Below are 24,202 nucleotides of genomic sequence, written 5' to 3'. Positions count from 1 at the left end.
CATGAAAAAATATATAATTACACTTCTCGTATTAATTTTTGTAGCATTTTCAGGATGTAAAGATTTTGAAGAAATTAATACAGATCCGTTATCTGCCAATATTGATCAGGTACAGCCTGAATATTTTTTAAACAGTTCAATCTTAGGAGCACAGCAAGATCCCAATATTGCAGAAAGAGTTTTTGTGTTATACTGGAAAACAGCAGCAAGGCAGCATCTCAGTACAGGTATAGCCGGCGGTACGGATAATGATGCGTGGAGTGTGGAATATTGGAAGTATATCTCACAATGGCTGAATAATGCCAATGCTACCATTCAAATTGCCAATGAAAAGAAAGCTAAGGGTCAGGGGCTGCCTCATTATGACAATTTGATTCAGGTTGCCCGTATATGGAGAGCCTATCTAATGAGTGAGTTTTCGGATAATTTTGGACCTCAGCCGATCCAGGCATTTCAGGCAGTTAATCCTGATTTTAATTCTGAAAAAGAAGTATATTACTATATCCTGGAGGAATTAAAAGATGCTGTGGGCAAAATCGATCTTAATCAGCCGGTGCCTGCGGACAATATCTCAAAATATGATCTTGCCTATAAATTAAAATGGAATTTATGGGTTAAATATGCCAATTCGCTTCGCATGAGAATAGCAATGAGAATTTCTGAAGTAGATCCGGCTAAGGCAAAATCAGAATTTGAGGCGGCTGTGGCAACTAATAATTTTATAAGCGTAAGTAGCGAAAATTTTAGTGTCGCGGAAAAACCGGGATGGGACGCTCTTACCGGTGTGATGTCGCGTGAATGGAATTCACAGTTATTATCTGCTACTCTTAACAATCTATATGTTGGATTGGGAGGTATAAATTCTGCAGATCAACTTAGCGCTGATAAGCATAGTGCAATACGGGACGAAGATTATATTGGAATAAGATATGATGAGCAGTTTACAAAACTTACTAATGATCCATCCGCAGGATATTGGCTGGATGGAATTCCGAACAAAATGGATCCTAGGGCATACAAAACATTTTACATTCCCGGTGATTTTAACAATCCTATTTATTCTCTTTATCCTACTTATACCAACGATGCGAAAACCAATTATGGAGAACTTAAATTTTCAGATAATACGACCATTACTGTAAATGCAGTCAATACTTGGAATGCATTTACTATTGGAAACTGGGCCGAAAAAGGACAAAGGAATGGATTACGAGGATTAATTGGCCGTGCACCGGCGTTGGGTAAGCAATACAGGGAAAGCGCTAATTCCAGGATATTTTTTGCGAGCTGGGAATCTTATTTCCTGATTGCAGAAGCTGCTTTGAAAGGATGGTCTACTCCAATGAGCGATGAAGTCGCCTATAACAAAGGGATCCAGGATAGCTTTACTTATAATGGGGTTTCTCAATTTTACGGACAGTATATTGCTTCTACCGATTATAACCGTGACGGAACTTCTGTTGCATACAGTCATATTTCGGAACCTGGAGCAACACACACAATGAAGTACAAAGATCCGGCGACCAATAATTTGGTCTCAGTCTCTGTTAACTATCCTGTTAATACGATATACAAAAATGGAGCATTTAAAAATGATAAATTAACTAAAATCATTACGCAAAAGTATTTGGCTAACATGCCGTGGCTTCCGCTTGAATCATGGAATGACCACCGAAGGCTGGGATTGCCGTTTTTTGAAAATCCGGCTGTGGAAACTCCCTTAGTTAACTTACCAGCTATTACAACAGGTAATTATATGACCAACTCAATTAAGAATTTTCCTCAGAGACTAAGGTATCCAAGCAGTTTCCGTAATTCAGATCCCGATGGTTATCAGAAAGCTGTACAGCTTTTAGGGGCAGAAGATGCTATACTGACTCCGCTATGGTGGGCAAAACACTAATAAAAATAATTCTTTTTATCCCTGTTCAGACCTTGAGCAGGGATTTTTATTTAAATTATATCGGTCCTATTGTAAAAACTATCCTTGCGTTATAAGTTGCAGCCGGAATTGTTACAGATACTCCCGTTAATTCCAATTGAAGAGGAATATTGCTATATGAGGCAAGAGCTAATACAGCAGTAATTCTGAATAATTCAAGATCAGCTTGGGTAATAGCCTGGTAGGTTGTACCTCCGGTAATGGAGCATAATACACAAACTGTGGTTCCGTTACCTGTTCTCCTTATATTTAAAACCAGAGAATTATTCCATGTGGGATCCGGTATATAGCGTACCGTTACCTTAGCCGTACCAAGTAATAAAGGGACACTTGCAGCCAGAAGAATTTGATTGGTTGCACTTTCATACGTTCCGGCATAATTTGTTCCTGCTTCAGTGATAGGAGGGATGCTTACGGTCCAGTTGCTGCCACCTACTGTTAAAGATTGTGCATGAGCAGAGCCCGTCAATATGATTAATAAAAAAACACACAGACTACTTATAGCGTGTTTTCCTTTCTTTAAAAAATTCATATTGTATTCCATTTCTTTTTTTTATTCGGTGATGGTATAGGTAATGACTACGGGAGTATTGGTACTCGTTATGCTTCCATAAGTACTGGGAACTAAGCTAATGCTTAGTCTGTGTCCATTGTTAGCTCCGTTTCCGGTAAATGCACCTCCTATACCTGTAATGATATTGACTGCTGTTGTGGTTAAGGTTACCTGTGCAGCTGGAGTACCCAATGTACCTCCACCCGAGCCGGATGCAGCAGCAGCTTGTAATCTTATATTGATTCCGGGAATTACCTGGTTAACAGATGCTGTGACTCTCCTTGTGAGGCCACCAGCAGCGATGGCCGAAGTATAGTTGATCCATTTTGTTGTATTTACTGCTGGATTTACCAAAGGCAGGCCTGCTTCAGTAGGGGCTGCAAAACTTAATGTGATATTTCCTGCAGGTTCGATATCCAATAATGTTACAATAGGTAATGTCGCAGCAACTGAGATCTGGGAAAAAGCTTTGCCAGATATTGAAATTATTGAAATAAATATCACATAAAATAAGGCTGATAGTGATCTCATTTTTGTTTTTTTATGGTATTATATCCTACTTTTATGCTTTCTTTTTGATACTTAATTTCGGTTTGCTGCTTTACGACATCAATAACAAGGGATTTTGTTTCAGAAGGATGTAAGGTAAAATGAAAGGCATCCATTGATATTTTGTATCGTTTGTCAAGGCCATTTCTATACAACTTAATGTCCCAATCTCCAGGGCGTAAATAGGTGAAATCGAAATTTTCTCCTATATAAGCTATTTTACGATAGGTCTGGTCTCCATTGGAAGCTTCAATAATGATGCTTTCTTTTCTTTTTTTCTCTTTCTTAAGCTGGAACTGAGCAAAACTGAGCTGGTTGGGATCCGTAGTTTCCTTAAATTGAATAACTCCCTGAATAGCGGCAGCAGTGGTTAAACCAAAATTAAATATATTCTCTTTATTTGTTAACAATACGGTAGCAGGAAGGCTGATATCAGGAATGTCATTAATATCAGTGGTTGAACGGTCGATTTCTAAAATATAGTCTCCCGGATTTATATTTTTAAAAATGAAATTTCCGTTTTTATCTGTAATGGATAAATGATTTCCCATAGTAAGTCTTATGCCCTCCACTTTTTTAACTCCCAGATTTCCGATATTTCCAGATAGCGTTGTGTACTCTGCAGTTTTTTGTACCGGCATATTCAGACGCCAGGTGTATCGTAATGAAAAAATAAAATCTTTGTTTCCTAATTGTCCTCTCTGCAAAGCATATCTACCCGATAAATCAAATTCATGGCCCGGAAAAATCTGCTGATGAAATAAGACCTCAAAAAGGTTGCGGTCATTAAAATACTCTTCAGGGATATAGTTATTCTGATAGAAAATACTAAGATTTGTTTTCGGTGAGAATCTACTTATAACACGGGCACCGTAGTATATCTGTTCCTGGTCTTGTAACTGATACCGGGAAGTTATTGCGTAACTTCCAAATACATTGAAGGAGGTTTTCAGCTTTTCAAAAGCCAGATTTACGGTGTAAAAGCTGGAATTTCCAGTAAATCCACTCAGGTAATTATCTGTCTTTCCAAATTGCCCCTGAAGATTGACCTGAAAAATACCAATCTGCTGATCAATACTTACCCTTACGAATCTTTCATAATAGTCAAACTGTCTCGGTTCAAGACGATCTTTATATTTCTGATATCCGTTGTATAACATGATAGAACCATTTTTAAGATATCTGTAGCTTATTCCATATTGAAAATAATTTCTGTAAGGAGCTGCTAAAAACAAAGTATCTCTTTGAAAATTTCGGGCATCCTGAACATAATTGGCAAATGCATTGAGCCTGGAGGAGATCTTATACTGGACGTTACCGTTAAATGTGCTTGTATTGCTGAAATATCCTGCAAAATCAGGACTTGATTTAATATACATCAGATTTCCGTTGATTTTCGTGTAGCTGGCAAGAAGCTGAACCATGTAGGCATTTCCTTCCATTCGATCTGTTTTGCTATAGGCTACTTCACCGGAAACATCAAGATTTTTATTCAGTTTGAATTTTCCGGTAGCATAGGGAAGGTGAGCGTTAGAATCTAATCTCAGACCACTGAAACTTAAACTTGTTTCACCGGGTCTTGGAATCTTGTACAAATAACCTGCTGTAATTTCAGATTCTTTATGAAGCCTGAATGTGGAATATACATTGAATTCATCTTTGATATCCCGGAAAAATCTAGGGTGATTGTAAAATCCTCCGATACTGACCTTTTTGAAATTATAACGAATTTCAGCTCCACGGCCATATCGTGCATACTCGGTAAGATAAGAGGAAGAATAGGTCTTGTCTCCCAGATGAACGAAAAATTCATCCCGTCTGTAGTTAATAAAATATTCCTCATATTGGGTGAAGGAATTGAATTCAACCGGGTTGGAAGTTACAGCGTGAAATTCCAATGTCCCTTTATTTTCTTTATCCAGCGTTCCTTTACCATACAATTCACCCTGGAAGCCATCGTGGTATTCTCCTCTGTTTTTCATTCCAATAAAAGCCATCGAGGCGGAAACCGGTAAACGATGGTATATATCATCTTCATCAGGTTTAACAGAAATAATTTTCGTACTGCTGTAAGCCGTTTGGTTTTCTGCCGGATGATCCACTGAATACACATACAGGTTAAGATTTTGATATTCATTTTTACCCAGATCTGGATTTGTGACCTTACTGATGTTGATTACTTTTGCTTCGCCTGGAGGTAAAAGGAGAGTTGCATCGTGATTTACCACGGCATTTTTACTTTCCAGGATCAGTTTTTCAGTAACATTTCCACTGTTTTTAAGTAGAAAAGAGGAGGTGATGGTTTCACCTGCTTTTACGAATTCCGGAGAATTGATTGCCGTTACTGAAAGCTTTCTGACCGGGAGAACATTTATTTCTGCCGTTTTAATAAATTGATCGGTTTTATCACTTCCCAAACCTCGTAATGTTATGGTATATTTTCCCTGCGGTGTTTCTGTGGCTATACGTAATGGAACCAGATATAGGTAAGTTTCGTCGCCTGCAATTGAAACTTGATTCTTCTTTAAAATGGGAATAATGTATTGATTTGAAGTTTCAATGACAATATCATAAACCTTATTCTGAGAAGTCGTATTTTCCAGGGAAAAAGAAATAGAAGAAGCCGTTCCCGGTAGTATACTATCTTTTTTATTGACAATTTCTCTGGATTGTTTTTGTGAAAAAATAAGTACTGGGAATAGTATGAAAAGATATAAGGCCCAATTTCTAGTCATTTTTTACTTCTAGTTCCACATTGATAGCAAATGCGTTTTCATCTTCATCTGTTGCAATGATGACTGCAGTATATTTATCGGGAGGCATTTTACTGATATCAATGGGAAAGGATTTGGAGGTTTGCGGTAATAGTCCCATTGCCTGTGATGAAAATGTTCCTATTTTCTCACCATTCTTTCGGTTGTATATCTCAACGGAAGCCGTTGATCTGCAATAGATTGCTCCCTGGTTGGCGATGGCGATTTTTAATACTTGTCTGCCCTCTTCTTTTTCAACTTTAATATTTTCAAACTTTAGATCTGGTTTTACCTTTTCGGAATCAAAATCAGTTATGATCTGGATGGCATACCTTACAACAGAAGTAATATTAATTCCCTGCTTACTATCACTCGGTTTTATTTCATCTACAGGTTCAACGATGACAACACTCCAGTAACTACCGGGAGAATTTAATTGATTAGGAATGGCAATTTCATAAAAGACCTCCGTTTTTTCTTTAGCCTTTAAAGTAAGAAAGGTTGTATTAAGCCTTATCCAATCCGTATTGGTCCTTTCATTCGTATGCGGAGTTGTATAGTAGATAGAACCATTTGACTGGTAACTGAAGTCCTGTAAAAATATTTTCACATTTTGAGGTTTGTCACCGGTGTTTTGCAAGGCTATTTTTCCTTTGTAAATCTGTCCGTTTTCTACCTTGTAATTATGCGAAAGCCCATTAAGCACAACGATACCCGCATGCAAAAATAGGTAAGGTAAGATCAGGAAAGTAAGAAGAAAGATTCGCTTTGTCATTCTTATTAAAAATTTTAAGTTGAAGATCATGCAATAGATGAACAAGAAGAAACTGACAAAGCGATTTCTTCTTATTCAAATATGTATTTTCAGATATTAATTGTCCGAAATAGTATAAGTCACAGTAGCAACAGTTGTCGCTGTAGCTTGTAGATCAGCGTAAGCTGCAACTCCGCCAGGTCCACTTCCTGCTGCAAGGGCATACGTAAGATTATGGCCGTTATTAGCTCCATTTCCGGTATAAGCACTTCCGATCCCAGAGATAATTGTCTGGTCTGCTGCACTTAATGTAATCAGAGCTGATGGCGTTCCTAATGTTCCCGCACCAGCACCTGTTGCCGCTGCTGCGGTAACATGAATGTCTATCCCGGGAACTAAAGCATTTAATCGAACGGTAACATTACGGGATGGATCTGCAACTGATTTTATTGAAGAGTAGTTAAGCCAAAGTGTTGTATTGGCAGGGCTTGCAACAATAGGTTGTCCAGCTTCTGTAGGAGCTGTAAATCCTAAAGTAATATTTTTGGTAGCCGCAGGTTCAATATCAACAAGCGCAACTTCCGGAACGGAAATCGTAATGGTGTGATTGTCGGTGTTGGTATCTTGTGCGTTTACATGGGCTGAAATGGCCAACGCAACTAAAGATAATGATAATGGAAGTGTGAATTTTTTCATGGTAGTTAGTTATTATTAATTTTCAAGTGAAGTTAATAAAATAAAGAGAAAGTATAAAAGATTTTATCTTTTTTATGACTCCTTACCTCCTCATTTCTAATGCGAAACATAATGAATTTTTATCACAAAATAGAGAACTATTTGATTGTTGTTATTAATAATAATGCCTAATTTTTTTATATCCGATTAAAAAATAATTCAATATTTGAGAAAATGAAAAAGAAAAAAAGTCTCACAATGCTGTAAGACTTTTGTATATTTTTTTGAAATTTCAATTGAAATTATGCCCAATGTGGATCAGAAATAGAAACTTTTCCTGTCTCTACTCTTCCTGAAAAGTGCCAGATGTGACCGGATGAACTTATTTTTACGTCATACCAGCCTTTGTTCTTTTTCAGGTTAAGGGTTATTTTTTCTTCATCTTTACTAAGCGCAATTTTTTTACGGGTCTTTTCATACAGGTCTTCTATATCCATCATGATATTTCCATTTTTCTTCTTTTTAAATATCAATTGAGTTTCATTATTTTTCGTATCATTAAGCATTTGTATCTCTACTTCCGGTTTCTGCACACCTTTAAATTTCCTGAAGAAACCATTGGGTCCAAAAACTTCATAATCATAATTATCCAGATAAACAGTGTGTGACAATGTTTGTTTTGAGTATAAAGCATAGGAAAAATAATAATTACCATGATCATCTAGCTTTGTTCTGTCGTAGATTAATAATGGAACTCCTGTCTCCTTCAGGTTCTCCATTTTAATACTGTTATCTGTGAGATTAACATGGTAATTGTAAGGGAGTGCATTGGATGGCTTTATCCCTCTCTCCTGAATTTCCAGTAATGCATGAGATAGCTCATGTTCAGAATGCCATTTCAGATCAGGAACAGGCTTATTCTTGGCTGCATTAATGGTTTTGGTATATTCTTTTTGATTCAGATAATCCATTTTTGGGACCGTCACATTTGAATCATTAAAAGCAGAAGTCAAATCTCCACAAATGGCTCGTCTCCAATCGCTTATGTTATCTATCGTAACATCTTTACTGAATTTTTTCCTGATGAATTTCTCAAGAAACTGTAACACAGAAGTATGATCCGAAACCTCTGAATTCACAAAACCTCCTTTTGTCCACGGGGAAGCAATAATCATAGGAACCCTGTAACCAAGGCCAACTGTTCCTTCAATACGTTCGTAATCTTTCAATTGAGGTGACGACATGTATTCTTGATCTTTATTAACATATTCCACTCCTTCTTTTCCGTTCACATCTACCGGCTGGCTTGGATTTAAGGGTGGAGAAAAAGGTAAAACATGATCAAAATATCCATCATTTTCATCATAATTGATTATAAAAATGGTTTTTTTCCAGGTTTCAGGATCCTTCGTTAAGATATTTAGAACTTCAGAAATATACCATGCCCCATACCAAGGTGATCCCGGATGGTCCGAAAAGTGTTCCGGAGCAACCAGCCATGAAACCAAAGGAAGCTTTTTCTCTTCAACGTCCTTACGGAACTGAAATAATACATCTCCTTTAGGAACTACTAGTTTTTCTCCATGTTCATCATTTCCTGTTTCCAGATTCCAGAAATCAGGGTCTCCCGAATTATTGGTAAATGCTTTTTCGTGAAGATCTTTTTGCTTTTGGGACAATTTTGCATAGTTATCAGGATGATATGTTACCTGATCTTCTTTCAGTTCAGCAATAAGCTTTTCCAATCTTTCTTTCTGATTAGGATTTCTTTCTATTTCCTTCTGTAAGTAGCTGATAATAGAAGGAATATGCGTGTAATATCCTTTAGAGAATTTTACGTTGAACGCTGAAAACCATTCGATGGGATTATCTGTAAAATTGCTCAGCCATGCTTCCTGTTCTCCGGACATTCCTTTAGGAAGGCTGATTTCATTCTGATATATTTTCCATGAAACATTTTGTTCTTCTAATATTTCCGGAAAACTTTTCCATCTTGCCTGACGGTTACTATCATAATCAATATTTTCATTGTAAACATTTGCTTTCACTTTGCCGTTTTGCTGCTCTCTAAGAGTTCCTGACCAATGAAAAAGTCGGTTCGGAGTGGTGCCGGTAAGCGATGAACAAAAATATTGATCGAATACCGTAAATGCATCCGCAAGCTGGTAGTAGAAGGGGAGGTCTTCACGATTATAATATCCCAATGTCAGTGGGATATTTTTATAATTTTTATTTCCAGAAGCCTTAAATTGTAACCATTGATCATATTTTCCTTTGTTAAAAGCTTTCTGTTGGTCGGACCAGGAGTGAGGTAATGAGCTCATCCATGTGGATTTCGTGTTTCTTAAGTCTAAACGTGCCGGAGCAGCGTACTTTCCGTCATTTCCTTTCTGGAAAAAAACAGAATGTCCGTCTTGTTTTACAAATGCTTTTTTATCAAGGAATCCTCTTACACCTTTCAATGATCCAAAGGCGTGATCAAATGAGCGGTTTTCCTGCATCAGAATAACCACATGTTCGGCGTCATAAAATGTAGACAAGGCAGCGGGTTCTATTGTGAGCGCTTTTAAAATAGAAGGGTGCAAAACACTTGAAGTTCCTAGACCTGCCAGTAACAAACCTGATTTCTGTAAAAATTCTTTTCTGTTCATGCTGAAATAAAATAAGAAAGAAACCGCAAGATAAAAGTATTTCCCGCGATTTCTTTCAAGTAAATTAAAAATGTTAGAGTTTTATTGTAACCACCAAGGTTTGGAATTGATATTATCTGTTCCTCCATATTGAGCTGCTAATGCGGCTTTCAGGTTTACACTGTTGTAGTTATACTCACTTTGAGGATATCGGAACCGTAAAGGTGCAGCAACCCCAGTTTGTAAAGGATAATTGGGATAGCCGGTTCTCAGATAATCATAATAAGATGTCCATTGTGACTGGTGGAACATCGTCATGTACTTCTGGGTCATAATTCTTTCCAGTTGGCTGGATAACGATGCGGAATTATCATATGCCACTAAGGGAGTAGCTAAATAATTATTCACATTAAATCCTGAAAAATAAAGATTTGGATTTTTTACATATGTCTGATAAAAACTGAAACTTGCTTTAATCCCATTATCATAATGTGTTTTTGCAGATCCTGAAATCCACCCTCTCGCAGTGGCCTCTGCCAGAATAAATTCCAGCTCGGAATAACTCAATACCGAAGAAGGTTCATTCGTCGGATCTTTATAAAACCGATCATTGATTTTGGAGATATTTTTTGCAGCCACTAATGCAGCATTATCAGAATATGGGGAAACAGGATTTCCTCCATTATATCCTGTAAAATCAGTAATAGGTTTTCCTGCTTCTTTTGCTGCGGTAGTTTGGGCAGCAAATGTGAATAGTCTTGGATCCTGTCTGTTTTTAAAGAAATTAATAAAATAATCGGCCATATACAAACTTGAACCGTAACCACTGTTATTAAACATTGTGTATCTGCTGTCAGCGGCATCTGCAAATTTAAGCTCTCCATTATCCGTAATAGAAGACATCAAAGGCTGGCTTCCTGCAATAGATGCAAATTCTGTGGCAATATTATAATTCCCTACAGTAGTTTTTTTAGAAAGAGTAATTAAAATCTTAAGACGAAAAGAGTTAATCAGTTTTTTCCACTTCGTTGCATCTCCCTGATAAATAATATCACCTTCTATCTTATCGTTGCTGTTAATAAGGTCATTGGCCTCTTTTAATTCGGTTAATATTCCGGACATTACGGCTTCCTGGCTATCATATTTAGGCTGGGTAATTCCAGACTCTCCTTTTACTGCTTCAGAATAAGGGATGCTTCCGGACTTTAAACTTAAGTTGAAAAAATAATAAGCTCTGAAAAATTTACCGATCGCGATATAATTTTTATTATTGATTCTCTCAGCCTCCTGCATCATTTTAACCGTATTAAGAAGACCATTGGAATAGACTTCAAAAGATGAGTCGTTCCATTTCATGTATTGATAAACATTTTCTCCGTCTATTCCGATCATCATCCTTGAAGCATACATATTATCACCATTTACCTGGAAAGCAGACTGTGAAACGTAAGTTAAAAGAGATTTAGGATCAATAGTAGCCTGGTCATTTGGATTTTCATTGATTTTATCAAGGTTACTTTCGCATGATGTAAGGGCGAATGCTCCTATAACAATTAATGATTTTATAATATTTTTCATTTTGACTGAAATGTTATTTAATTAAAATTTAAGGTTAAATCCAACTCCAAACCATCTGCTCGATGGATCCTGGATATCATTTCCTGTTTTTATCTGGAAATCAGGGTCAGAGTATAGATTTTTGGATTTTTTCCACATCGCAAGATTATATCCGGATATATTTACCGTGAAGTTTTTTACAAATCCTTTTGGATTAAGCAAATAAGAGAAGTCGTATTCCAGAACCACAGATCTTAGCTTTATAAAGGTCCTGTCAAAGACATTGGCGAATTCTTCACTTTCATCCTGTGTCACCCTTGCCTGATAAGGATAGTTTTGTGCCCAGTCCTGAAAACTGATAGGTTTTGTGTGCGGAGTATAAGTGCCGGTAGCTGCATTATAATTGACACCGTCAGGAATAAAATAATAAGTTCCCGGATTTGCATATTCCTGATCTCTGTAGGCCACAGAATTCGGATGTTTTCCTCCCCACCACATTTTCTCAACCACCTGAGATCTCATTACTCCGCCTATACTTCCGTCAATACCGATATTTAAACTCAGTTTTTTGTATTTGAATGTGTTATTAAAGCCGAACGTCCAATCCGGATTGAAATGTCCTAAATTCGTAGGAGTGGTTGCTTTAGTTGGCATTCCTGTTTCTGCATTCAGGATTACTTTTCCATCCGGAGACTTTTGCCATGTATAGTCATAATAAGAATCCATTCTTTCACCTAGCTTAATGTTGTTATAGTTAGGCATGTTGTCATAAATAGATGTTAGTTTTTGTTCATACTTACTCCAGTTGATCAAAGATTTCCACATAAAATCTTTTGTCTTTACAGGTATCAGCCCTAAAGAGATTTCAACTCCTTTTGTAGTATATTCATTACCATTTACATATTGAGATTTGAAACCTGAAGATTCGGCACTCGGAAACTGTAGTATATTATTGTAATCCAAAGTTCTGAAATATGTTGCATCCAGTGTTATTCTATTTTTAAATAATCCGGCACTAAGACCTAGTTCATAAGATTTAGTCTGTTCAGGCTTTAGTGAGTTTTCATAATTTAAAGTTGTAGGATAATAATTGGTTGGATTACCATTAAAAGTAATTCCATTGTTATTCATATAATAGTTTCTGATCGAGTAGGGCTGGAAATCGTAAGCCACTTTCGCCCAGGAAGCAGATAATTTCAGAAGGTTAATGGCTTCAGGCATTTTTACAAGATTCGAAATCACAGCGCTTAATGATGCAGAAGGATAAAAATAAGACCTGTTCGCTTTTGGTAATGTAGAAGACCAGTCATTACGTCCGGAAACGTTGATGAAAAAAGCATTATACAATCCAATATCTACAGTTGCATATGTACTGTAAATCAATTTTTCTTTAAGGTAGTCATAATACTTTATAGCTCCGATGGAATTTGATAATTCGTACAATTCAGGAATCTTCAAACCGTCTGTTGAGGCATTATCTACATTGTTTTTATAATAGAATGTGGATGCTCCGGCATTGATGGTAAAATCGAAATTTTCAGAGATCTTTTTCTTATACGTTGCTAAAACATCAGAGTTGAGGTTCCAGGTTTTGGTGTCGTTCAGAATGTATCCGCCACTTCGTGGAGCACTGTAATTGAAATATGAATAAGGACTTAATATTTCCTGTTTATTGTGGTTTTCAACAATAGATATCTTACCTTTAATTGAGAAATCTTCCGTTGCCTTATACTCTAAACCTGTCTGTGCGTTAATAACATTAGTCCTGTTTCTGTTCTTGTAATAGTTGGCTCCAAACCACGGGTTATTATACCATGCGTAATTCCAGTTGGCTTGTAAAGTCCCTTCCTTTCCGGGTACCCACATGTGGTTTTTCAGATCCCTTCCGTCTACGTCACCTCCCATCCAGATAAGAATAGTGTACATATGGCCACTTGGGTTATAATCGTAATTGGGAATGTTTGGGGTAAAAGTCTGAGTGAAATTAAATTTTGTATCAAAGATTAATTTGTCCGTCAGGTGGTTTTCTGAAGAGAAGTTGATCCCATAACGCTGTAAATAAGCTTCGGGAATTCTGTCGTCATAGTTCATGAAGTTCCCGGAAAGCCTGTAAATATCTTTATTATTTTTATAGCTTACGGAAAAGCTGTTGTTGTTTATGACAGCTGGCTTTAGAAATGTTTTTAAATTATCATGATATTCCCAATCAATAGGAACCCTTTCATATCTTGATTTATCATTGTACTGACTTCCTGCAACGGTTCCATACCACGGAATGACCTGCCCTGTAACTTTGTCCCTGATCGGACTGTTCCATTGCGCTATTTTTAGTCCGGGAACAAATTTCGGACCCCAGATCATGTCTCCGTCATTCACTCCTCCGTCTGCTCCATCCCAGAATTCATACTTTCCGTGAGAACCATTTCCATATTGAGTCTGGGTCTTCGGAAGATTGGTAAACCCGGAAGTAATCATTGTGTTTTGAGAAAATTCTACTGTAAATCCTTTCTTTTTAGCACTTTTGGTAGTGATAAGAACGGCTCCGTATCTACCTCTGGAACCATATAATGCAGAAGCTGTTGCCCCTTTTAATACATTAATATTATCAATGTTGTTAGGATCCAGATTCTGAAAGACTTCCTTTTCAACAATAACCCCATCTATGACAAATACCAGATTGGAATTTCCTCTTAATGTAAATTGAGGTGCCTGCTGCATTCCCGTAGGATTAGAAACATTCAATCCTGCAACCTGGCCGGAGAATAAATTTCCGATACTCGGAGTGGTGATGGACTCAAATTGTTTTGTCCCCACTTCCTGTGTGGAATAGCCGATTTTTTCTTTCTTTTTGGCAATCCCTAAGGCAGTGATCACAACGCCTTCGATTTGTTTTTCATTTACTTTTTTTAGAACAATGGAATATTGTCTTCTCGAAGAAACTTCTATAGTGTAGGATGAATAATCAGGTGAGAAAAACTCCAGAATATCTTTTGGATTTGCTGAAATGGTGAAATTTCCATTTTCATCTGTAATAGCTGTTTTCCCAGTGTTTTTATCGGTGATGTTAACACCGGAGACTGTATTGCCGTTTTCGGATTTTACATTTCCGGAAATGTTGACTTCTTGAGCAGTTAGGTATAGGGGGAGCAAAAAAATTGCAAAAGTAGCTAAAGTCTTCTTCATTTTTTTGAGGACAAATTTAGCGCTGCATTGTTACCTATATCTTAATGATATATTAAGATAAAAATATCATTTGCTGATCTGTATCAAGAAAAGTTAATATAATTATAAAACAGAAAGCCTATATATATCACTTTTTTACTTTACTATAAATGGTTGTTTTTTTAAGTAATAAAAGCATTTTTCATTAAAATCTGCTTAAGATCCCCCAGTGAATTTTAATGTCGTTAAACTTGAATGGATTTCCGAACTCATTACCGTTTGAAATCTGGAAGCTCATGAGCCCTATCGGAATAAAGAAATTAAATCCTAACCCAATACTGTATAGCTTGGGTTTTACATTTAAGGATTTGTTGTTAAGCTGCCCATATTGTCCAAAGAAATCAAAAAATGCCTGGCTTCCGATCAGATAGCGGTATTCTAACCCGGCATAATAGTAAAAATCAGCGGCAAGGGATTTTTCATTAAACCCACGCATGGAATTCCATCCTCCAAAACGATACAATTCGTTGGCTGAAAATTCTATTTTTGAATCCATCATGGCGCCCTCTGCCTTTATGTTGAGGAAGTGATTGCCTGAAATGTGATAATTATGTTCCCCGAAAAAATAGAACTGATTTTGGTTGGCTTTAATATTATCTTTAGTATATGTTGTCGTAAGGAAATCGTAACCGGCGTTTATTTTTGTTTTGTAGAGAAAAAGATCGATGTCAGTAGGCTCTGTCATATCAAGCCATACTCCGATCCCTTTTTTGTTGTAATCTTTTCCTTGAACATATAAAGTGTCGATAATACTTGATGTTTCAAAAGTTCCTCTGAGACCTACTTTATACCTGTTGTTGATGTGATAGTATAATGCAGGGAGTAACTTTACATTCGCAAATGTTGAATCCTGCCGGAAGATATTGACCTTCATATTGAGGCCGACATTCGATTTAAAGAGATACGGAATATCTGTTTGTAAGTCAAAAGTTTGTCCTTTGTCAGGATTTCGCTGCCAATATAAATTGATCGTTTCAAAACCATTGAACATATTCCTGAAGTTCACATTCAATGTTCCGTTCAATGTGAACTTGTCCGTTTTATCATTCCCGAAACCAATAACCCCATCAAACGTATTGGTCTTTTTCTTTTCCATGAACAAGTAGATCTGGGTGGAATCTTTTGTAAAGAGCGTTTGAGGAGGACGTTCCAGTGAAACAAACGGATGACTCTGAAAATTTTTATTAATGGCAATCAGATTCTTATCATCATAGGTTTTTCCTTTAAAATCTTTTTCAAGGTTTTTGATAAATCGCTTAGGAACTCTTTCATATCCTTTTACAACAAAACCATCGATCGTTCTTTTATCATTCTTGTTGATTTCAAGTTCAACCATTGGATAGCCGTTCTTCTGGCCTTTGTATTTGGACTTGATCCGGCTGAATGAATACCCGTCATCAACGTACCTTTTATTAATGCTCTTTTTGGTTGAATCTAAATTTTTAGTAAAAAAATCTTTTTTGATCTTCAGTTTACCTACAATTGAATCTGAGATACTGACATATGTTTCATTGAAGTTTTTTCCTTTATCATAAATGATCTCCGTACTATCCCCTTTTACTTTCACCTCCTTAAGCTGGGTGAAAAAATAGTTGTTCTGAGCCAGAGAGTCAAGGAATTTTACTGCCGAAGCGGAATCTTTTACTTTTTTTGTTTGTTTGGTTTGGGTATCTGTAAGCCAATAGACTTTTTTTTGCGCCTGAACAAAAACGCAAAACAATACAAAAAATATTTTCAGAAATAACTTCAATACTCCATTTATTTAAACCATTCAGAAATCCGGTGAAGTGAAAATTGCCGCTCAATCACAATTTTGCAAATTATAGATTTAACTATTTTATTATTTTTCCTTTCCTCACTCAATACTAACCGGAATTAATCCAGTTTATTGTATTTTTTCATTAAATTTTCATAAGTTCCCTGTGGAAGAATCCATTTCAAAGGAACTCCTATTTTCTGGCCGAATTTTCCAAAATAATAATGGGCTTTCCACTTATTTTTTGTCAGAAGGGTTTCAATATATTCTGCTACTTCTGATGGTTCTGTTCCGTCACCGACATGAGAATTCATCAATGCGTAAACTTTATCGAAGACACTTTTATAAGGTTCGGAAACTTTAGTTCTCACCCTGTTTTCTGCAATATTGGTTTTGATGTCTCCTAAATGGAGAGAGCATACATCGATATTCCAGGGATATACCTCATAACGCATTGCCTCAGTAACCTTATCCAAAGCCGATTTCGAAGCTGAGTAAAATCCTCTGAATGGCAGTCCCATTTCACTTCCGATACTCGATATATTAATGATTTTTCCGAATTTGTGTTTACGCATTACAGGCATTACTGCACTCATCATCTGAACAGAGCCTACCAGGTTAAGGTTGAACAGCTTCAGGATATCTTCTTTCGAAGAATCTTCTACAGCTCCTACCATTCCCATCCCGGCATTATTGATCAGCACATCAATTCTTGTTTCTGTTTTTAAGATTTCAGTTATGGCGTTGCCCACTGCTGTGTTATCTGTAATATCGGTAGGAATAGACTTGAAATATTGACTTTCAGTATGTTTTCTGCTCAATCCATATACATGATGTCCTTTCTTTCCCAGATATTCTGCTAAAACGAAACCAATTCCTGATGAAGTTCCGGTGATGATAATGGTCATTTCTTTTTATTGCTTTTAGAATTGTTGTTATTCATATTTCCGGCTACTGATTATTGACAAGTTTTTTATATTCCTCATCAGACAGCACCGGACTCGTATTTTCAGCAAATGTAAAAAAAAGAATAATGAACTCTGTAACTTATTCTTCCTGAAAATACAGACTAAAGATAAATACCAATAGGTGGATAGATTGATACACACTTTTGTTACAGGGATAAAACTTAAAATAAACTTAACCTTAATGATGTAGGGAATACATAATTAATGTTTATTTTATCAATATTTATTTGATATGTAGTGTTTTATGTGCGGATTTTAACCGATTGAAAAACTATTTCTTAATAGAAATATAAAAAAATGTTAATAACCCTAAGGAGTATGCTGTTCTAATTTTGCATCCGAAATCAAAAGCATGAAATGACTGTACTGAAAACTCCTGTCTCGGTGGCCTATTTAACAGGCCGCGGACTACTAATCGGCGCACTGTGTATGTCTCCGGTGTTGCTATCTCAGAAAAAAGACAGCTTAAAAGAAAAATCAATCGATGAGGTCGTCGTAGGATACGGAACGCAGAAAAAGAGTAAAGTATCCGGTGCTGTTTCCGAAGCTTCATTAGATAAGCTCTCTTCAAGATCCCTATCCGGCATCGGTGAGGTCCTTCAGGGAAAAGCTCCGGGGGTAACTGTTGTTAACGAGGGTGGAGATCCAAACGGCTCCCCGAAGGTAAATATCCGTGGTTTAGGAGGAATCAACGGTGAAACCCCACTTTATGTGGTGGATGGTGTGGTGTTTAACGGAACTCCGGCTATTAACCCTAATGACATTCAGGATATATCCGTACTTAAAGATGCTTCTGCAGCTATTTACGGAGCAAGATCTTCAGGAGGAGTAATTCTTATAACCACAAAAAGGGGGAAGAAAGGATTGCTGACCGTAGATTTTGATGTGAAGTATGGTGTTAATAAAGCCTGGAGGTTGAAAGAATCATTAAATGCTGCTGAATTTCAGGATGTGATGCGTCAGGCCTTTGAGAATGCAGGTAAACTAAGCAGCTTACCTTTGGCATTTAATGCGGATAAATATCCGGATGGAAGAGTAACAAGGACCGACTGGATGAAAGAAATTTTTCGTACGGGAACGATCCAGGAATATAATCTTAATGTAAGTGGGGGAAGTGAAAAATCCCGTTTTTTTGTTGGAATGAACCATAGGAATCTGGAAGGAATATTATTGAATACCCAGGCAAAACGATATAATTTCAGAGTTAATTCTGAGCATAAGATCAAGGATTGGTTAACCATCGGAGAAAATATGTATTATAATTACTCAGATGGAAATACCGCGGATACCAAAAGTGGATATACAGGGGCATTGGTAGCCGCGATGTATTATCCGCCAAATGTTCCTGTATATACTCCGACGGGAGCCTTTTCAGGATTACCAATTGATGTGGCTGGAGGTTACGGAGATATGATCAATCCGGTAGCCTATCTGCAAAGAATCAGCATAAGAAATCCTACCCATGAAATTCTCATCAATCCTTATGCTGAGGTTACTTTAGCTAAAGATCTTAAGTTCCGGTCGAATTTTTCTCAGACATTTAAAATTGGGACCATTAAGAATTTTACATACAGAGTTTTGGAAGTGGGAAAGATTTTCGATACCAACAATCTTGAGTATCAGTCCAACAACTCTTCGACAGCCCTTGCAGAACAGCTTCTTACGTATAAAATAGCTCTTGACAAGCATAATTTTGATTTTCTGGGTGGTTTTACATTTCAGAAAACAATTGATGAAGGTTTCCTGGCGAAAGCCTATGATTTCCGAAGCGAAGTAGAAGTTTTTCAGCACCTTCAGAATGCTGCGGATACCAATAAAGATGTTTCCAGTTATAAATATCAGCAATCCCTGGTATCCTATCTTGCCAGGATCAATTATGACTATGCCGGTAAATATGTGATCAGTGTATTGGGAAGAAGGGATGGATCATCCTTAGTTGCGAAGCAAAACCGATTTGCCAATTATTATGCTCTTTCAGGAGCCTGGGTCATGTCCAGGGAAAATTTTCTACAAGACATTTCCTGGCTTTCAAGCTTAAAATTAAGAGGCAGCTACGGGATACTGGGAAATCTAGGTGGGATTTCACCTCAGGCTGTTAATCCTTTAATGATCAGGGATAATAATGTGATTTTCGGGCAGGACCCTTCTCAAAACATTGCATATTATGCTACTACCAGACCCAATCCGAATTTGAAGTGGGGAAAATCGGAACAGACGAATTTTGGATTGGATGCTTCTTTTCTTAAAAACAGCCTTTCTTTACAGTTTGATTATTTTATCAAAAATTCCAAAGACCAGATATTCAATGTAAGTTTACCAAGTACTGCTACCTATAATAATCAATATGTAAATGCTGGTTTATTTCAGGATAAAGGCTATGAGTTGGGAATTAATTATAACAGCAGAAGTACAGGAGACTTTTCCTATTCAATAGGAGCAACATTCAGTCAACTAAAAAACACGGTGAAGCAGCTGGCCGATGTTAATGAGATTTTTATTAACAGCAATGGAGTGCGTGGAGTACTGAAACCCACCCGTATAAGGGTAGGAGAGTCTTTGTATTCCTACTACGGATACAAAACCGGAGGCATTTTCCAAACACAGGAAGAGATCAATAATTATAAGGATAAGAACGGAAATCTCATCCAGCCCAATGCTAAGCCGGGAGACATCAAGTTCCTGAAAAAAGAAGGAAATACAGGAGTGCTGAATAATGATGATTTTGTAAATCTCGGAAATCCCTATCCCAAGTTTTCGTACGGACTTTCTTATAATATGACCTGGAAAAATTTTGACCTTAATGTATTCTTTCAGGGAGTGTACGGAAATAAAATATTTAACGGACTGAAGTTTATTTCATTAAATCCGGGAGGAACAGGACAGAACTACAATATGGACAGGGAAATTCTTAACGCATGGACACCACAAAATACAAATACCGATATACCTAGACTCGTTCAGGGAGACCCAAGCGGGAATTACTCTAAAGTATCGGATTTCTACGTAGAAAATGGGTCCTACTTAAGACTGAAAAACCTTACCATCGGTTATTCCTTGCCTAAAGAATTGTATGGAAAGCTTGATGTGACAAAGCTGAGAATTTATATAACAACAAATAATTTGTTTACCATCACCAAATATACAGGATTTGATCCGGAAGTTGGAATGGATACTTATGGAGTGGATACCGGAAGATATCCTCAGGCTCGCTCATTTATTTTCGGGGTGGAAATAGGATTGTAATTTTTTAACACTAAAAAAAGAAAAGATGAAATTTTTAAAAAATATATTTTGGATATCAGGGATTGCAGTCGTGCTTTCATCCTGTACAAACGAGTTAGATGTTCAGCCGGAAGGGACACCTACCGAGGCGAGTTTTTGGAAAACAGAGAATGACCTGATCACCGGAGCTAATGCAATGTATAAGCCTTTGTCCGATAGTGAGTTTTATGGGAGAGGTTTATTCTGGTTCATTAATGCCAGCGATGATATGGTTACAGGAAGATCAAAAAGTGAAGCCGATAATGCAAAGAATTTCAGCAGTAATTATATTGCTGCAGGTGATCTAGAAACTCAGTGGAATAAAAGATACAATGTAATCGGTGTTGCAAACCGTGTCATTCGGAACATCGATAATATTCAGACTACAGCTGGGGTAAAAAATAAATATCTGGGAGAGGCTTTATTTATGAGCAGCCGGATGTATTTTGAATTGGCATATAACTATGGAAATGACAAAGCTGGAGTTCCTATTATCGATAGAAATAAAGAAGCCGATCCTAATCCGATACCGAGAGCGGCCAATGTAATGGAGAACTACAATTATATTGTAACCGATCTTAAGAGGGCCGCAGAATTATTGCCTGCACAGGAAGAACTGCTGGCAAAAGACTTCGGAAGACCACACAAGGTGGCTGCATGGGCACTTCTGGCGAAAGTGTATTTATTTATGAAAGACTGGCAAAATGCTGCATTTTGGGCGAATGAAGTAATGACAAAAGGAAACAGAAATCTACTAAATAATTACGCTGATGTTTTCAAAGCTGAAAATAATTATAGCTCGGAATATATCTGGTCTATACCGAGTACCCCTAAATTTAATTCGGTAGGCAGTATTCTTCCGGGCGTTATGCTTGAAAATAAAGGATGGGGATTGTATAATGGTTGGGGATATTTTCAACCTACCAAAGAACTATATGATGAATATGAAGCCGGAGATCTAAGAAGAAGTGCAACAATTCTGAAATTGGGAGATCAGTTCACGTTTAACGGAAGTGTAAGAACATATGCTTCTATCAATTCCCTTACCGGATATCAGTTTAATAAATATATGGATGCATTTAAGTACGCATTAAACAGTGGGCATGTAAGCGCTAATGGAGATTATCCGTGTACCGACCTTGCTGTTCCGATTATGCGTTATGCTGAAGTTATTCTGATCAAAGCAGAAGCAAAAATTATGATGGGACAGAATGCGGACCAGGAAATTAATATGATCCGTAACCGTGCAGGATTAGCCTCGAAAAACGGATGTATATTGGCTGACCTGAAGCACGAAAGACGTTGCGAATTGGCAGGTGAATGGGCTGACAGGCACCGGGATCTTGTGCGTTGGGGGGATGCTCAAAGTACTTATGCACAGCCTTTACATGGAATTAATGGACAGGTAGTATGGGCTGCCAGAAATTTCAATCCTTCGGTTCATAATGTGTGGGCAGTGCCACAGGTTGAAATCGTGAACAGTCACGGGATCATCAAACAAAACCAAGGCTGGTAAAACTTTAGTTAATAATGATAAACTATACCATTGCTGAAACTATGCAGTGGTATAGTTTAAACTTTTATTTTTTATGGTCATCATTGGTTTCAGATTGAAACGAAGGGATATTGAATTTTTATCTTGATAAAGATGAACAATGCAAAAATAGAAATCACAATTTAACAGATTGCCTTTTTGCTTTCAGTCTCTAAACCCTTTAAACAGGTCTTTTTAAAATATTATGAAACAAATAAAAATATGGGCTTTGTTAGCCACCGCCATTTTTTCACAAAATCAGGCGCAGAATTATCTGAACTATACTGTAAGCAATGCGCACTCACATAATGATTATGAACAGAAAGTACCATTCTGGGAGGCATATTATGCAAACTTCGGTTCTGTTGAAGCAGATGTTTTTCTTGTTAATGGCAAGCTGTGGGTAGCCCATACAGAAAAAGAATTATCTCCTGACAGGACATTGGAAAGCCTCTACCTGGATAATATTTCAAAACAAATCAAACTCAATAAAGGAACGATTTATCCGGATTCTTCTAAAAAACTACAATTGCTTATTGATATTAAGCAAGATTATAAAACAAGTCTCAATGCTTTGTCAGCAACGTTGAAAAAATATCCTGACATTACGGGTAATTCCGGGGTCAAAATTGTAATAACCGGTAACAGACCTCAGCCTTCTGATTTCAAAAATTATCCGGATTATCTTTTTTTTGATGGGGATCTTAATAAAAAATATACTTCTGACGAGCTTGGAAGAGTAGGATTATTCAGTGCAGATTTGCAGGAGCTGGTAAAGTGGAATGGAAAGGGAATCCCCAGAGATGAAGAAACCGAAAATATAAAAAAGGCAGTGGAGGCAGCTCATGCCCGGCAAAAGCCAGTACGTTTTTACGGAGCTCCGGATTTCCCTAATGCATGGGTGAATTTTATAGATTTGGGAGTGGATTACATCAATACCGATCACATTCCCGATCTGAAAAAATTTCTCAATACCATTCCTAGGAATTTTTATAAAAATACCAAAGAATACACTACATATGCACCTACCTACAAAACGGATGGAGTGGTTAAGAATGTTAAAAATGTGATTCTTTTAATTCCGGATGGTACCTCTTTGCCCCAGTATTATGCTGCCTTTACAGCGAATAAAGGAAAGTTAAATGTATTTAATATCAAGGCTACCGGATTGTCTAAGACCAATTCGTCCAATGCTTATATTACGGATTCTGCTCCGGGGTCAACAGCATTTGCTACGGGAGTGAAGACGAAGAATAGCTTCGTTGGAGTTGATGAAAGAGGAAATTCTATTGCACAAATTCCGGATATCATTGTTGGCCAGGGAAAGGTTTCAGGATTAATTTCTACCGGAGACGTCACAGATGCTACACCCGCAGATTTTTATGCACATTCAGATAACAGAAATAGCTCGGAGCCAATCCTGAAAGGCTTTGTGAATTCCAAAACCAAGATTCTGATTGGCGGTCCTACCAGTGGATTGACGTCGGATAATGTTTTGAAAATTAAAGAAGCAAAAATAGATACTTACCAGGATCTAAAATCTGTAAAGAAAATCAATAACCGGACATTGATCATTGATCCTCTGGCTTCAAAAAGAATAACCGAAGGAAGAGGAAATTGGTTAGCCGATGCCTTTGACCTTACCCTCAATGATCTAAAAGAAAATAAAAATGGATTTTTCATGATGGTTGAGGCATCCCAAACAGATGGCGGTGGACATAGTAATAATATTGAGCAGCTTGTTACAGAATTATTAGACTTCGATCATGTGGTAGGAAAAGCCATGAAGTTTGCGGATGAAAATAAAGAAACATTGGTGATTGTTGTAGGGGATCATGAAACCGGAGGACTCTCACTTCTTGATGGAAGTCTTAAAGAAGGATGGATTTTCGGAAATTTCAGCACCAATGACCATACTTCCATTCCATCTACTGTATTTGCTTATGGCCCCAATTCTAAAGAATTTACAGGATTGTTTGAAAATACTGAGATCTTTAGTAAAATACTCAGCGCGTATGGAATAAAGAAGTAAAGCTTTTATTGGGAAT

Annotated in this window: 14 protein-coding genes; 4 read left to right on the top strand and 10 right to left on the bottom strand. The window is 37.2% G+C overall.

The features are described 5' to 3' along the window. Position 1: 1 nt before the first annotated feature. Positions 2-1,903 (top strand): SusD/RagB family nutrient-binding outer membrane lipoprotein, encoded by a 1,902-nt coding sequence (locus G9C87_RS11015; protein WP_172280973.1) that lies wholly within the window; start codon positions 2-4, stop codon positions 1,901-1,903. A 55-nt stretch (positions 1,904-1,958) separates the two neighbouring features. Here the strand turns inward: G9C87_RS11015 and G9C87_RS11010 are convergent, their stop codons facing one another. The 10 genes from G9C87_RS11010 to G9C87_RS10965 form a co-directional block, all read right to left on the bottom strand. Further along, the gene (locus G9C87_RS11010; protein WP_228457001.1) at positions 1,959-2,474 is read right to left on the bottom strand and encodes a hypothetical protein; all 516 of its coding nucleotides are present in this window, start codon (positions 2,472-2,474) and stop codon (positions 1,959-1,961) included. Between the two features lie 21 nt (positions 2,475-2,495). Beyond that, entirely contained in the window at positions 2,496-3,026 is a 531-nt protein-coding gene (locus G9C87_RS11005; protein WP_172280969.1) for a hypothetical protein, read from the bottom strand. Next, the gene (locus tag G9C87_RS11000; protein ID WP_172280967.1) at positions 3,023-5,779 is read right to left on the bottom strand and encodes a hypothetical protein; all 2,757 of its coding nucleotides are present in this window, start codon (positions 5,777-5,779) and stop codon (positions 3,023-3,025) included. The genes G9C87_RS11005 and G9C87_RS11000 overlap by 4 nt, the downstream gene beginning before the upstream one ends. Beyond that, positions 5,772-6,572 (bottom strand): WxL protein host-binding domain-containing protein, encoded by an 801-nt coding sequence (locus G9C87_RS10995; RefSeq protein ID WP_172280965.1) that lies wholly within the window; start codon positions 6,570-6,572, stop codon positions 5,772-5,774. Before G9C87_RS10995 ends, G9C87_RS11000 begins: the two co-directional genes overlap by 8 nt. Positions 6,573-6,668: 96 nt before the next feature. Beyond that, positions 6,669-7,247, bottom strand: coding sequence for a hypothetical protein (locus G9C87_RS10990; protein ID WP_172280963.1), 579 nt, complete (start codon positions 7,245-7,247; stop codon positions 6,669-6,671). Positions 7,248-7,528: 281 nt separating this feature from the next. Continuing rightward, positions 7,529-9,877, bottom strand: a complete 2,349-nt coding sequence (locus G9C87_RS10985) for a phosphocholine-specific phospholipase C (protein WP_172280961.1) — start codon at positions 9,875-9,877, stop codon at positions 7,529-7,531. Positions 9,878-9,958: 81 nt separating this feature from the next. Next, positions 9,959-11,434: a SusD/RagB family nutrient-binding outer membrane lipoprotein gene (locus G9C87_RS10980; RefSeq protein WP_172280959.1), complete on the bottom strand. Its 1,476-nt coding sequence runs from the start codon at positions 11,432-11,434 to the stop codon at positions 9,959-9,961. Positions 11,435-11,455: 21 nt separating this feature from the next. Then, positions 11,456-14,596 (bottom strand): SusC/RagA family TonB-linked outer membrane protein, encoded by a 3,141-nt coding sequence (locus G9C87_RS10975; protein ID WP_172280957.1) that lies wholly within the window; start codon positions 14,594-14,596, stop codon positions 11,456-11,458. Positions 14,597-14,780: 184 nt separating this feature from the next. After that, on the bottom strand, positions 14,781-16,385 hold the full coding sequence (locus G9C87_RS10970) for a hypothetical protein (RefSeq protein ID WP_172280955.1): 1,605 nt from the start codon (positions 16,383-16,385) through the stop codon (positions 14,781-14,783). A gap of 125 nt (positions 16,386-16,510) precedes the next feature. Beyond that, positions 16,511-17,299, bottom strand: a complete 789-nt coding sequence (locus G9C87_RS10965) for an SDR family oxidoreductase (protein ID WP_172280953.1) — start codon at positions 17,297-17,299, stop codon at positions 16,511-16,513. 417 nt (positions 17,300-17,716) lie between these two features. Here G9C87_RS10965 and G9C87_RS10960 point away from each other — a divergent pair, with 417 nt between their 5' ends. From G9C87_RS10960 to G9C87_RS10950, 3 genes are all read left to right on the top strand, one after another. Next, on the top strand, positions 17,717-20,602 hold the full coding sequence (locus G9C87_RS10960; protein WP_172280951.1) for a SusC/RagA family TonB-linked outer membrane protein: 2,886 nt from the start codon (positions 17,717-17,719) through the stop codon (positions 20,600-20,602). 25 nt (positions 20,603-20,627) lie between these two features. After that, entirely contained in the window at positions 20,628-22,136 is a 1,509-nt protein-coding gene (locus G9C87_RS10955) for a RagB/SusD family nutrient uptake outer membrane protein (protein ID WP_172280949.1), read from the top strand. A gap of 223 nt (positions 22,137-22,359) precedes the next feature. Then, on the top strand, positions 22,360-24,186 hold the full coding sequence (locus tag G9C87_RS10950) for an alkaline phosphatase (protein WP_172280947.1): 1,827 nt from the start codon (positions 22,360-22,362) through the stop codon (positions 24,184-24,186). Positions 24,187-24,202: the final 16 nt, after the last annotated feature.

Source organism: Chryseobacterium sp. LAM-KRS1 (assembly GCF_013184525.1).
Taxonomy (GTDB): Bacteria; Bacteroidota; Bacteroidia; order Flavobacteriales; family Weeksellaceae; genus Chryseobacterium; species Chryseobacterium proteolyticum.
The sequence above is the reverse complement of the archived record's forward strand: the minus strand, read 5'-3'. Positions and strand labels throughout refer to the sequence as shown.